The organism is Gilvimarinus xylanilyticus, assembly GCF_024195295.1.
Classification (GTDB): Bacteria; Pseudomonadota; Gammaproteobacteria; order Pseudomonadales; family Cellvibrionaceae; genus Gilvimarinus; species Gilvimarinus xylanilyticus.
The window spans coordinates 7,501-20,219 of the sequence record NZ_JAMFTH010000003.1 but is presented as its reverse complement, the minus strand read 5'-3'; the positions used below and the strand labels follow the sequence as shown (position 1 = coordinate 20,219).

Sequence of the window (12,719 nt, the reverse complement as noted above, 5' to 3'; positions counted from 1 at the left end):
TTACGAAAGTTTGCGTTAGTAAACATTGGGTGGTTCGACTCAATAAGTCTCACATGAGGTGGGAGGATGAATTTAAGTAGCATGGATAAATCTGATAGCGACAATTTGGCCGATTCGGCTCGCAGGTCAATGGGAGAGGCACACTCCCCATTGTCTGCGGCTCAAATCGCGCGTTGTATCGATGCCAGTGTCGCCACCGCTGTCGAGTACATAACCCACAATTTCCCGCGCTTTTGGGATGAGTGGATAACCTCGGTGCAAAAGCGCGAGGAAAATGCCCGATCCAATAAAGAACAGCTCGCACTTGCCGAGGTGGTGAAGCTTCTGCAGCAGCGCGCGACCTACATACAGCGCCAATATGTCAGTCTGATCGAACAGAACTTTACCGATTTTTCCCGCCAAGAGTTAACCAAGCCCGCGGGCCAGGAACGTTTCAGTCGCAATGAAGGGCTATCGCTGGTTGATAACTCCGAGCTGGAAGAGACCATAGCCATTACTTCCATTTGTCACCGCGCTGATACCCAACTAGCGGATGTGCTTTGGGCACTACAGCAGCGTTTGTCGCTCATGAATGGCGGTAAAAAAATTGATGAAAAAGGCAACCCGGTAAGCCCGGTACAGTTGTGCGATGCACTGCGCCGAGCCATGGCCGAGCTGGCTTTGGACACCCGGATTAAGGTTTTGGGGTACAAGCATTTTGAAGCCGCTTTAATAAAGCCATTGGCGGAATTTTACGATGAGCTAAATCGCTATTTGGCGGATGAAAATATTCTGCCTAATCTGCGTTTTACGGCGCAGCGCTCTGCGGAGGCCAACCCTGGGAAAACGGCCGAAAAATCAACTGCCGATGCATCTGACGAGACCTCTGCGCCCGACTCAGCGCAAGGAGCCGGGCAGCTACCGCGCCGCCGGGCGACCGACCGGATATTTGCCGATTCGCCTCATAGCGACCCGGCGGAATATCAGCAGGGATTGGTCAGTGCGATTAAATTGCTGCAGACCCACCTGGGCGGAAGCTTGGCCGCACAGGCTGGGACAGCCCCGCCGTCCGGCGGGCGTCGCGCCCAGGATGGTAATCCGGCGGTGGCTGCTGCTCCGCTGGTGGGGGCGGTCAGCGTATTGCAACAGCAGTTGGCGGGGCAGTCTCAGGCTTTGGCTGATATCCCCATGACTCAGGTACAGCCTCAGTCGGTCAGTGAGGTGTCGGCTCGTCTGGTATCAGAATTAAAGCAGGCGGGTGAGTCAAACACTCGCTCCGATGAGTTGCATACCATTGAGCTAGTGGGACTGTTATTTGAATATATTTTATCGGACGAGCAGTTGCCCGATTCGGTTAAAGCGCTGTTAAGTTATTTGCATACGCCGGTACTCAAGTTGGCATTTATCGATAAAGATTTCTTTGAAAATGTCGATCATCCGGCTCGTATTCTGCTCAATCAAATGGCCGAAGCAGGGTCACGCTGGGTCAGTAACGACGGCACCAGTCAGTACAATATTTACGAGAAAATCCGCACCTGTGTCTTTCAGGTACTGGAGAATTTTGGCAACGACGTAAAAGTGTTTGCCGAAACCTCATTAGATTTTAGTGCGTTTATTCGCAATGTGTCGCGCCGTCAAGAGTTGATGGAAAAGCGCGCCCTAGAAAAAGCCCGCGGCGAAGAAAAGTTGCGCGAGGCAAAAATTCTCGTCAACACACAAATCTCGCGCTTGATTGACGGCAGGGATTTGCCATCGCCGGTGCTTTTGCTCTTGTTGCTGCCCTGGTCGGATTATTTGTCTTTTATTATTTTGCGTTATGGCCAGGATTCGGAAGAGTTTGAGCGCGCCCTGTCCGTCGGGCAGCACCTTATCTGGACCATTGAGCCCAAGCTGCTGGAGGCCGATAAGGTTCGTCAGCTGGATGTTCAGGATAAGCTCATGGCCGAATTGCAAAAAGGCTTTGATACCATTGGCTATGAGCAGAGCAAGTCCCGTAAACTGCTTGACGCGATTAAGTCATTGCAAACCCTGGCCCTTAAAAGTCAGCAGGCCGAACCTGCGCCCGAACCCATGCGCAACAAGCTTGAGTCTATGGCAGCGGAAAAGGCCGGCACCTTAAATCAGCAAATTACCCAGGCGAGCGCCGAGGAATCTGAACTGATTGAAAAGCTAAAACTGATAGAGTTTGGGACCTGGCTGGAAGATGATAAAGGCAAGCGACTTAAAGTGGCTTGGTATAACCACAAGACCATGAATTATATGTTGGTTGATCAGCAGGGTCGCAAGGTCTCGATGACCTCGGCACTGCAAATGGCGCGCGCGATGATTGCGGGTAATTTGCGGGTTATTGCCGGTAGTGCTAAACCCTTCTTTGAGCGCGCTTTAGAGAATATCTACCACAGTTTGAACGCTCGCGCTTCGGCCGAGTTGTTGCAGCAAGAGTGATCGGTATGACCGAGTTTCCGTCAAAAAACAGTCGTTGCCAAGCGCGACAAGCGACCGGGCAAACGGTGGACGTGTACGATAATACTCTGGATGCTTACGTAGGCCGCCTGGTGAATATTCATACCCAGGGGTTAATGGTTATCGGAGATCAGCCTTTTGAAGAAGATCGACTATATCGACTGGATTTGCATTTGTCTCACCCGGTAAACGAGCGCAACAGCATTCACTTGGGAGTCGATTGTCTGTGGGTGCGCAACGCCGACGACAACGGTAAGCATTGGGCGGGCTTTAGTATTATCGACGCATCGCCTCAGGCTCTGGAGGATATTGAGACCCTCGCTCAGAGTGAATCCTGAGCGAGCGCCTTACCGAAACCGGTCCCGTTTATTTATTACGTAACAGGGTAAAGACCTCGCCTGCTTTGGCGATACTGGTGTCGATATCCTCGTTGCTGTGAGCTTGGGACATAAAACCCGCCTCATAGGAGGCCGGGGCAAGGTACACACCGCGCTCGAGCATACCGTGAAAAAAGCGATTAAAGCGTTCGGTATCGCACGCCATTACCTGTTGGTAATTCACCACTTTTTTCTCGTCGGTAAAAAAGCCGCCAAACATACTGCCCACGCTGTTGGTGGTAAACGGAATGTCGGCTTTGCGAGCTTCGGCCTCAAGGCCCTGAACCAGACGTTGGGTTTTGGTTTCCAGCTGGGCGTAAAAGCCCGGTTCGCTGATGAGCTCAAGGGTAGCAATGCCCGCCGCCATGGCCACTGGATTACCCGACAGGGTGCCCGCCTGATAGACGGGGCCTTTGGGGGCCAGGTGGTTCATAATATCCGCGCGCCCGCCGAAGGCGCCCACCGGCATGCCGCCGCCAATAACCTTACCCAAGGTGGTTAGATCGGGCTGCACGCCGTAGTAGCCCTGCGCACCGGTAGCGCTGACGCGAAAACCCGACATCACCTCATCAAAAATCAGCACACTGCCGTGCTTGTCGCAGACCTCGCGCAGGGTTTGTAAAAAACCGGGCTCAGGTGGAATGCAGTTCATGTTGCCAGCGACCGGCTCGACAATTACGCAGGCGACTCGGTCTCCCTGCTGGGCAAAAAATGTCTCAACCTGCTGCGGGTCGTTGTAATTTAAGGTCACGGTGTGTTCGGCCAGAACCGCCGGCACGCCGGGCGAGCTGGGGACTCCCAGGGTTAAGGCGCCCGAGCCGGCTTTAATTAACAGCGAGTCCGAGTGGCCGTGGTAGCAGCCTTCAAATTTTACGATGGTATCGCGCTCGGTATAGGCACGTGCCAGGCGAATGGCGCTCATGGTGGCTTCGGTGCCGGAATTTACAAAGCGCACTAAATCCATGCCGGGTAGACATTCGCATACCATTTTAGCCAGCACTGTTTCGCGTTCGGTGGGGGCGCCAAAGGTCAGGCCCGATTCCACCGCCTCGATCACTGCGGCGATAACCTTGGGGTGATTGTGACCTAGCACCATAGGGCCCCAGGATTGCACATAATCGATGTAACGTTTTTCGTCCACATCGGTGACATAGGCGCCCGAGGCGCTTTTGAGAAACACTGGGGTCCCTCCTACCGCTTTAAAAGCGCGCACCGGTGAGTTCACACCCCCGGGGATGTACTGCCCGGCCTGGGCAAATAACGTGTCGGACTGACTCATGAAACGCTCCTCGCGTCTGGCGAATGAAAATAACGGTGGTCAAACTGTTCGGCATACTGCTGCGGTTGGGGGTGGTGGTAAACACTGTGGCACATGGCGGTGTAATCGGCGCCCTGGGATATAACCTCTGGGGCGTTATCAAGGTTAAGTCCACCTATGGCCACAATAACGGCTTGCGGCCAGCGGCTGCGCGCTTCTTGAAGTAATTTTAAAGGGGCAGGCGGAGCGCCGGGTTTGGTGCTAGAGGCGTAAAAACGCCCGAAGGCAATGTAGTTTGCCCCTTGGGTAAGCGCCTCCTGCGCCAGGTTCAGGTCGTCATGACAGGTTACTCCGATGATGGCATCCGGCCCCAACATCTCTCGCGCCTGGGCGGGGCTTGCGTCCGATTGCCCCAAGTGAACTCCGGCGGCACCCACCTCGCAGGCCAGGGCGATATCGTCGTTAATAATTAACTGTGCGCCGACCGCGCGGCATAGGGTTTGTAGGTGTGAGGCCTGAGCCTGACGTTTGGGTGAGTCATCAGACTTGTCGCGGTATTGCAGTAGTTGGCAGCCCCCCGCGAGTATGCTTTCGCTAACGCTAAGCAGTGTAGGCTCGCTGAGCTCTTGGCACTCGGTAATAGCGTACAAATGATTGTGCGGGGGACGTTTTAGCATGGCGCAAGTTTACCGGCACCGCTGAGGCAGTGCAAAGCGCTCTCACTGCTTCTTTGACGCCCAGAACAGTCTATCGGGGGCGCTGTGTCCCATGCCCACGCGGTAGCTATGCTGCAAGCTATTCCAGGTAAAGCGCTGGGCCTGCTGCACGGCCTCACTCAGCAAAAGGCCGTGTGCCAGATAGGCGCACACGCTGGCCGATAGGGTGGCACCCGCTCCACAGCTGCTGATGTTTAAGCGCTCCCAGGAAAAAAGACGCGCCGGGTGGCCCAGTTGATACAGCCGGTTTTCCAGGGTTTTGGGGGTGCGCTTGGCACCGGTGATTAACACGGCCTCGGCGCCCCGGTTCAATAGCTCGCGGCCACAGGCATCGACGCAGTCGGCTTGATGCGCCAGTTGGGCCGCCTCGTCGCTATCGGGGGTTACAATGGTGGCCAGGGGAAGCAGCAGCTCAAGTAGCGCTTGGATCAAGGGTTCGCTGGCTGTGGGAGCCAGTTCTTCTCCGGACTGGATGGACAGCTGCAGCACCGGGTCGAGCACCACGGGGATTTGCGGGTAGTCTTGCAAAATGCTGTGCACCGCCTCGATTTGTGCCACCTGGCTGAAATGCCCCAGCTTGATGGCGGCTACGGGTATGTCTTCTAAGATGGAGCGCGCTTGTTCAATGAAAAAGCCAGTGTCACAAGGTTGCATGGCCAGCAGGCGGCGAGTATCACGGGCACACCAAACGGTTGCGAGAGCGCAACAGTGTACGCCCAGGCTGAGAGAGGTTTCGATATCCGCCTGAATACCCGTGCAACCGCTGGGGTCGTGACTGGATAGGCTTAAAACGGCGGGTTTGGTGTCGATAAGTTCGCGCATGGCTTTTTACCTCCACCTGGAGTTTAGCAGCTCCTAAATCGGAATGGCTTCCCTTTAATTGGGGGCGAAGGGGATTGCTCAATCGCCATTGATAGCTCTTATTGAGGCCTCTAGAAGGGTTTGACGACAGCCAGAATCACAATGGCCAGTAGCGCCAAAACCGGCAGCTCGTTAAAAACCCGAAAGTAGATGTGGCTGCGCTGATTGGCGTCGCGAGCAAAACGTTTGAGGTGGGCGCCGCAGATGTGATGATAGCCAATCAGGGCGATCACCAGCGCCAGCTTTATCCAAAACCAATAGGTAACTTTTAGGTAATCCCACTGAAAATGAACCAGCCCCAGGCCGAATACCAGAGTGGCAATCATCGAAGGGGTGGCAATGCCGCGATAGAGTTTGCGCTCCATAATTTTAAAGCGTTCGCGACCGGCGCTGTCGTCGCACTGGGCGTGATAGACAAACAGGCGCGGCAAATAGAATAGGGCGGCAAACCAGCAAATAACGGAAATAATATGGAAGGCTTTAATCCAAAGCATGGCAACCTCGCGGTGGTTAGATTCAACAGGCCCTGACGCCATTATGCCAGCAGTCGGTGTGTTGCTGGAAATTTACCCCCTGGGCTCTTATGATAGAGCCCTTTGCCCGCTGGGCGCAGAGTAATGTGAGGTGACATTCGTGATTAAAGTGGGAATTGTAGGCGGTACCGGCTATACCGGGGTCGAGTTGTTGCGCTTGTTGGCAAAACACCCTAACGCCCGGGTCTCAGTGATTACCTCCCGCGCCGAGGCCGGTATCCCGGTCAGCGATCTATACCCCAATCTGCGCGGCCATGTGGATTTGGCCTTTACCGAGCCGGATGTAGATAGCCTGGGCCAGTGTGATGTGGTGTTTTTCGCCACGCCCCATGGCGTCGCGCAAAACCTGATGCCCGCCTTGATCGCGACCGGCACTCGGGTCGTTGATTTGTCGGCCGACTTTAGAATTCGCGATGCCGAGCTTTGGGCGCGCTGGTACAACCAGCCCCACGGCTGTCCCGAACTGATTGACCAAGCCGTTTACGGCTTGCCCGAACTCAACCGCGAGGCAATCAAAACCGCGCGCCTGGTGGCCTGCCCCGGCTGTTACCCCACGGCGGCGCAGCTGGCGCTTTTGCCGTTGTTGCAGCAGGATTTGGTCGCCACCGACAACTTGATTGTTAGCGCCGCCAGTGGCGCCACGGGCGCCGGACGCCAGGCTAAGGTGGGTATGCTGCTGACTGAAATCAGCGATAGCTTCAAAGCTTATGGCGCCGGTGGTCATCGCCACCTGCCCGAAATCGAGCAGGCCCTACACGACATGCAGCCCGCTGGCAGCGATCCGGCACAGGTCACTTTCGTGCCCCATTTGTTGCCTATGGTGCGCGGTATTCACGCGACCTGTTATGCACGTGCTAAGGATGCGGCGAGTTTGCCGGATCTGCAGGCGCTGTTTGAAGAGCGCTTTCTGGATGAGCCGTTTGTGGATGTGATGCCCGCCGGTTCGCACCCCGAAACCCGCTCGGTAAAAGGCTCGAATATGTGCCGCATTTCCGTGTGTCAGCCTCAGGGCCGCGATACCATAGTCGTCTTGGCGGTGATCGATAACTTAACCCGCGGCGCCTCCGGGCAAGCGGTACAGAATATGAACATTATGTTCGGCTTCGATGAGACTGAGGGTCTGGATGTGGTGGCACTGCTGCCGTAAAGGGGCGCAATAATAATGAGCAGTGTCAAAGGCAGTAAACAGTATTCCATGCGGGTGGTACCCCACCGCCCCGCGTTACGCTTGCTAAGGTTTGTTTTGCTCTTGCTGGTTCTGGCGCTACTGGCGGCGGGCGCGTATGTGTGGGGGTACTGGCAAGCGAGCGGCGGCAATGTACCCACCGGTCAGTCACGCGAGCAACTGCAAGTTCAATTAAATGAAGCTCAAAGCGAATCCGAACGTTTGCGTCAGCAGGTGGCCAACCTGCGTATGGCCTCAGAAGTAGACCGCCAGGCCAGTGAAGATGTGCGTGGCGAGGTCATCGAATTGCGCCGCCAGATCGCCAGCCTGGAAGCCGATATTTCGTTTTACCGAGGTTTAATGGCGCCGGGCGAAAGCGGCGGTGGTCTGGCTTTGGGGGATATTACCCTGCAGGCGCTGGGCGCCGAGCGGCACTACCGTTTTAAATTTGTGGTGCAGCAAATTGCCACCGACCATCAGGTGTTAAACGGCTCGCTAAGTGTGGACATCCTCGGCACCAACGCCTCCGGAGAGGTAGAGCGGCTGCCGCTGCAACAGATATCGCCGGATTACAGCGAAAACAATATCAAATTGCGCTTTAAGTATTTTCAAAATATCGAAGGCGAACTGACCCTGCCGCCGGGCTTTGAGCCTCAGCAGTTGGAGTTGGTGGCGAGTGAGTCGGGCAGTGGCGCCGATTCGGTAGAACGAACCTACGGCTGGCTAACAGACCAGTCGCAATAACACGCTTGGGGACCTTTATGGCGTTCAGCAATAACCATACTCTTATCTCGAAAGGCACTCGCATCAGCGGGGATATTCATTTCACTGGTGATCTGCAAATTGAAGGGCGGGTGACGGGTAATATTCTGGTTGAAGGCGGCGGCGATGCTAAATTAGTGGTCGCCAACAACGGTGTCGTGGAAGGAGAAATTAGAGTGCCCATGGTGGTGGTCAATGGCAAGGTGGTGGGTAATGTCTATTCCACCAAGCATGTCGAGCTGGCTGCAAAAGCCGTGGTGGAGGGTAATGTGCACTACAATCTTATCGAGATGGTAAAAGGGGCCCAGGTGAATGGATCGCTGGTTTACGGCGAGTCAGAAAAGCCTGCCAAGGGTAAGGTTCAGAGTGAAAAAGCCACCGATACGTCCAATTCGTAATAGTTGACTATTTTACTCTGGTATTGGGATAATGCCCCGCTACGTTGTACCGGAGTCGCATAGTATGTCTACCCCTGAAGTTTTCACCCCCGAACCTTTGTACGTAAGCCCGGGTGCGGTGGCGAAAGTGAAAAGCCTGATTGAAGAGGAGGGCAACCCCGACCTCAAGCTGCGCGTGTACGTGACAGGCGGCGGCTGTTCGGGGTTTCAGTACGGCTTTACTTTTGATGAGGTGACCGCCGAAGACGACACCATTGTGGATAAAGAGGGTGTCAAGGTTGTGGTTGATGCCCTCAGCTTTCCCTACTTGGCGGGTGCCAATGTGGACTATAGCGAGGGTTTGCAGGGCTCGCGCTTTACCGTGACCAACCCCAATGCCGCCACTACCTGTGGCTGTGGCGCTTCTTTTTCGGTGTAGCTCACTCCGTTTACGCGGGGTAAACCCCTCCCAATATCACCTCTCGCTGCGCCCCGGTCACGGCGGGAACATTGCCGGCAAGCCGTGACATGGTTTGTCCGGCCAGCCAGGCGAAGGCCGCCGCCTCCACCCAGTCCGGATCAATCCCCAGCGCGCTTGTAGTGTGCAGGCTAAAGCCTGGGGCTTGCGCCTGTAGCCTTTGCAGCAAGTGCGGGTTGTGCGTGCCGCCACCGCAAATGTACATTTCCCCACCTTGGTCCGCACCCGGACAGGCGAGCAAATGTTGGGCAATGGTTTGCGCACTAAACTCAACCAGGGTTGCCTGCACATCCTGAGGGTCTAAAACGGGCATTTCGGCCAACACAGTTTCCAGCCAGGGAAGGTTGAACTCTTCGCGTCCCGAGCTTTTGGGGGTGGGCCGTGCCAAATAAGGATGCTCGAGAAGCACCTCTAAAAGAGTCGGCTGCAGCTGCCCTTGTTGGCCCCAGGCCCCGTTTTCGTCGTAGCATTGGTCGAGATGTTTTTGCACCCAGCTGTCCAATAGCGTGTTGCCGGGCCCGGTGTCAAAACCCAGAGGTTCCCGCCCCGGCGCCAGCCAGCTGATATTGCCAATGCCGCCGATATTGATCACCGCCCGCGCGGTGGTGGGAGATGCAAATACCGCTTTGTGAAATGCAGGCACCAAGGGTGCCCCCTGTCCCCCCGCGGCCATGTCGCGCCGTCGCAAGTCTGCAACGGTAGTGATGCCGGTGCGTTCGGCAATGATATTGGGGTCGCCAATTTGCCAGCTAAAAGGTGTCGCTGACTGTCCCGGCGGGCGGTGGCGAATGGTTTGGCCGTGGCTGCCGATGGCGGCAATGGACTTAGGACCAAGGTTTTCTTGCGACAGCAGAGCCTTGGCCGCTTCGGCGAACTTTTCCCCCAGCTCTCGATCCAGGGCGCCGGCACGCTCTATTTCATCATCGCCCGGGGTGCATAGTTGATGAATGCGTTGCTGCAGCTGGGGGGTAAAGGGTGAGAAATAGTGCCCGATCAGCTGACATGCTTGGCCATCAATATCGACCAGCGCCGCGTCAATGCCATCGGCGCTGGTGCCCGAGATAAGGCCAAGATACAAAGGCATTAGTTTATGGTCCGATCGGTATCGCCCATGGCAAGTTGGCTGGCCGAAGTATGCCGTTGCAGCTGTGCTACCCATGGCTTGGTTTGGGCCAAAAAGTCCTGCTTCTCGGCGCCCGCAATGGATTTTGCTTTAGGCAGCTTCTGCACAATAGTGCGGGGGTTGCGATGTACGCCATCCAGCAAAAATTCGTAGTGCAGGTGTGGGCCCGTGGCATAGCCAGTAGAGCCGACGGTGCCGATGACCTGCTTTTGTTTGACGCGCTGGCCGGTTTTAACCTTGCGTTTATTCAGGTGAATATACTTGGTGACAATGTTGTTGCCGTGTTGAATAAACACATAGTTGCCGTTGGGCTTAGTGTAGCCGGCGGCAATCACCTTACCGTCCCCTGAAGCCCATACCGGGGTGCCGGTATCGGCGGCGTAGTCGGTGCCGCGGTGGGGGCGCACGGTTTTGAAAATAGGGTGCAGACGCTTGGGGTTAAAGTTGCCGCTGATACGGCGGAAATCAACGGGCGCCAGCAAAAAGGCTTTGCGCATGCTGTCGCCATCGGGGGTGTAGTAGTGGCTTTCACCATTGGCGTGGGTGTAACGCACGGCCTTGAATTTGTGGCCCTGGTTGGTAAATTCCGCCGCTAAAATGGCCCCGTTACCAATCTTTTCTCCGTCCAGGTACTTTTCTTCATAAAGCACACTGAAATGGTCGCCCTTGCGAATATCCAGGGCGAAGTCCACATCCCAGCCAAAGATGTTGGCCAGTTCCATAATCATGGCATCGTCAATGCCTACGCTCTGTCCTGCCATATACAGCGAGCTGGCGATCACCGCTTCTTTATAGACCGGGCGCAATTCCGGCTCTTTAATTTCCTGAACCGCTTTAAAGCCATCGCCATCTTTTTCAAAGTGGGTGCTGTTCAGACGATCGGGAATGTGCGAGAGCTTTTCCAGTTCGCCCTCGGGGTTGAGGTAGAACACTACCTCGTGCCCGGGCATGATTCGGGTTAGGGATTTAGCTTCATCGCAGGTGTGGGTGAGGGTGTAGACCTCGCGATCACTCAGGCCCGCGCGCTTAAACAGAGTCGACAGGCTATCTCCCGAGCGCACAGTAAAGCTTTTTTGTTCCAGTGCGGGCGCGGGTTCGGCTTGCGCGGTGGAGACTTGGGGCTCAGGTGTGGGGCCCCCGAACGTGTCGGCGACTGAAATCTCTACCGCATCCATGGTTGCGGGAGCATTCTGCTCCGCGGGGATGGCAAGGCTTGCCGGTGGCGTATTCTCTTGGGGCTGCGCATCCAGTTTAATCGTCTGCGAATTGGGCGCGTTCGTCGTCTCGCTGGGCATAGCCGCCCAGCCGATTAGCCCGAAAGATAGGGCCGCGGCGATTATCAGATGACCGCGGGGAAAGCTCGGTACCTTATTGGTTCCGGCATTAGTGTCTTTGTTTTCAGGGGGTTGCATGAAGTTTTTAAACCCGTACCACATGTTAAGTTCCCGCTAGTTATATCAGAAAAGGCCCCTAAGATCGAACACTTTTGATCAAAAAATGAACGTGCGAGCCCTTGTGACGGGGCAATAATTCGGCGGATTTAGTCTCCGTCACAGAGGAAAAGTTTCATCTGCAGGGCGAGACTTGTTTTTGTCGGTGTATCAGGTATCTTTGCCCGCTTCCAAAGCGGCCTACAGGCGGCCAATAGATTAGGTAATGACGGGCTAATTCATGACGACTATCGATGCATCACTATTAGAAGACCTTCAGGCGCGCGGACTCGTGGCGCAGACGACCGGTGGCGATGTGCTGGCCGAGTATCTGGCCGGTGGTAGTCGTGCCCTTTACAGTGGCTTCGATCCCACGGCTGACAGCCTGCATATTGGTCATCTGGTGCCCTTGTTGGCATTAAAACGCTTTCAAAAAGCCGGCCATAAGCCTATTGCCCTGGTGGGTGGTGCCACAGGCCTGGTGGGTGATCCCAGTTTTAAAGCGGCCGAGCGCAAGCTCAACACCCCCGATATCGTTGCCGGTTGGACCGACAAGCTAAAGGCGCAGGTCAGTCGCTTTATCGATTTTGATTGCGGTGAAAATTCTGCCGAGGTGGTTAATAACCTCGATTGGGTGGGGCAGATGAATGTGCTCGACTTTCTGCGCGATGTAGGCAAGCACTTCTCCGTTAACAACATGATCAATAAGGAGTCTGTAAAGCAGCGTATTGATCGTGAGGGCGCGGGCATCTCGTTTACCGAGTTTACCTATATGTTGCTGCAGTCTTACGACTTCGCCGAGTTGTACAAGCGCTACAACTGTACCTTACAGATCGGTGGCTCCGACCAGTGGGGCAATATTACCGGCGGTATCGATCTGGCGCGCCGTATGTATAGTGGTGAGACCTATGGCCTGACCCTGCCGTTAGTAACCAAATCCGATGGCACTAAATTTGGCAAAACCGAGACCGGCACCGTGTGGTTGGATCCGGCCAAAACCTCGCCCTATGCCTTTTACCAGTTCTGGTTGGGGACCGCGGATGCGGATGTCTACAAGTTCTTGCGCTATTTCACCTTTTTGCCGCTGGCGGATATTGCCGCCATCGAGCAAGAGGATAAGGCCGCCGAAGGCCGCCCCCAGGCTCAGGGCGTATTGGCCCGCGAAATGACTGCGCTGATTCACGGCGAGCAAGGCTT

At 55.5% G+C, this 12,719-nt stretch carries 13 protein-coding genes (1 of these 13 running past the window's edge); 7 read left to right on the top strand and 6 right to left on the bottom strand.

Annotation, left to right across the window (positions count from 1 at the left end):
• Positions 1–81: 81 nt before the first annotated feature.
• Together M6D89_RS10685 and M6D89_RS10680 are read left to right on the top strand one after the other, a co-directional pair.
• Entirely contained in the window at positions 82–2,424 is a 2,343-nt protein-coding gene (locus M6D89_RS10685; RefSeq protein ID WP_253968061.1) for a DUF1631 family protein, read from the top strand.
• Positions 2,425–2,429: 5 nt separating this feature from the next.
• Positions 2,430–2,780 carry a PilZ domain-containing protein gene (locus tag M6D89_RS10680; RefSeq protein ID WP_253968060.1) on the top strand — a complete coding sequence of 117 codons (351 nt, stop codon included), beginning with the start codon at positions 2,430–2,432 and terminating at the stop codon, positions 2,778–2,780.
• Positions 2,781–2,808: 28 nt separating this feature from the next.
• Here the strand turns inward: M6D89_RS10680 and hemL are convergent, their stop codons facing one another.
• The 4 genes from hemL to hemJ form a co-directional block, all read right to left on the bottom strand.
• Positions 2,809–4,098: a glutamate-1-semialdehyde 2,1-aminomutase gene (gene hemL / locus M6D89_RS10675; RefSeq protein WP_253968059.1), complete on the bottom strand. Its 1,290-nt coding sequence runs from the start codon at positions 4,096–4,098 to the stop codon at positions 2,809–2,811.
• Positions 4,095–4,754 carry a thiamine phosphate synthase gene (gene thiE, locus M6D89_RS10670; protein WP_253968058.1) on the bottom strand — a complete coding sequence of 220 codons (660 nt, stop codon included), beginning with the start codon at positions 4,752–4,754 and terminating at the stop codon, positions 4,095–4,097. Before thiE ends, hemL begins: the two co-directional genes overlap by 4 nt.
• Positions 4,755–4,796: 42 nt before the next feature.
• Positions 4,797–5,615, bottom strand: coding sequence for a bifunctional hydroxymethylpyrimidine kinase/phosphomethylpyrimidine kinase (thiD, locus tag M6D89_RS10665; RefSeq protein WP_253968057.1), 819 nt, complete (start codon positions 5,613–5,615; stop codon positions 4,797–4,799).
• 110 nt (positions 5,616–5,725) lie between these two features.
• Positions 5,726–6,148 (bottom strand): protoporphyrinogen oxidase HemJ, encoded by a 423-nt coding sequence (gene hemJ, locus M6D89_RS10660; RefSeq protein WP_253968056.1) that lies wholly within the window; start codon positions 6,146–6,148, stop codon positions 5,726–5,728.
• 139 nt (positions 6,149–6,287) lie between these two features.
• Here hemJ and argC point away from each other — a divergent pair, with 139 nt between their 5' ends.
• From argC to erpA, 4 genes are all read left to right on the top strand, one after another.
• The gene (gene argC / locus M6D89_RS10655) at positions 6,288–7,334 is read left to right on the top strand and encodes an N-acetyl-gamma-glutamyl-phosphate reductase (protein ID WP_253968055.1); all 1,047 of its coding nucleotides are present in this window, start codon (positions 6,288–6,290) and stop codon (positions 7,332–7,334) included.
• 15 nt (positions 7,335–7,349) lie between these two features.
• The gene (locus M6D89_RS10650) at positions 7,350–8,096 is read left to right on the top strand and encodes a keratin (protein WP_253968054.1); all 747 of its coding nucleotides are present in this window, start codon (positions 7,350–7,352) and stop codon (positions 8,094–8,096) included.
• Positions 8,097–8,113: 17 nt separating this feature from the next.
• Positions 8,114–8,512 carry a bactofilin family protein gene (locus M6D89_RS10645; protein ID WP_253968053.1) on the top strand — a complete coding sequence of 133 codons (399 nt, stop codon included), beginning with the start codon at positions 8,114–8,116 and terminating at the stop codon, positions 8,510–8,512.
• Positions 8,513–8,576: 64 nt separating this feature from the next.
• Positions 8,577–8,930, top strand: a complete 354-nt coding sequence (gene erpA / locus M6D89_RS10640; protein WP_253968052.1) for an iron-sulfur cluster insertion protein ErpA — start codon at positions 8,577–8,579, stop codon at positions 8,928–8,930.
• A 10-nt stretch (positions 8,931–8,940) separates the two neighbouring features.
• Here the strand turns inward: erpA and M6D89_RS10635 are convergent, their stop codons facing one another.
• Positions 8,941–10,053, bottom strand: a complete 1,113-nt coding sequence (locus tag M6D89_RS10635) for an anhydro-N-acetylmuramic acid kinase (protein ID WP_253968051.1) — start codon at positions 10,051–10,053, stop codon at positions 8,941–8,943.
• A complete protein-coding gene (locus tag M6D89_RS10630; RefSeq protein WP_253968050.1) occupies positions 10,053–11,504 on the bottom strand; it encodes a peptidoglycan DD-metalloendopeptidase family protein in 1,452 nt (483 codons plus the stop codon). The genes M6D89_RS10635 and M6D89_RS10630 overlap by 1 nt, the downstream gene beginning before the upstream one ends.
• 259 nt (positions 11,505–11,763) lie before the next feature.
• Between M6D89_RS10630 and tyrS the strand changes: the two genes are divergently transcribed.
• Positions 11,764–12,719, top strand: partial view of a tyrosine--tRNA ligase gene (gene tyrS / locus M6D89_RS10625; protein WP_253968049.1) — the 5' portion only. It continues 352 nt past the right edge of the window; the window shows 956 of its 1,308 coding nt (coding positions 1–956); the start codon lies at positions 11,764–11,766; the stop codon falls past the right edge of the window.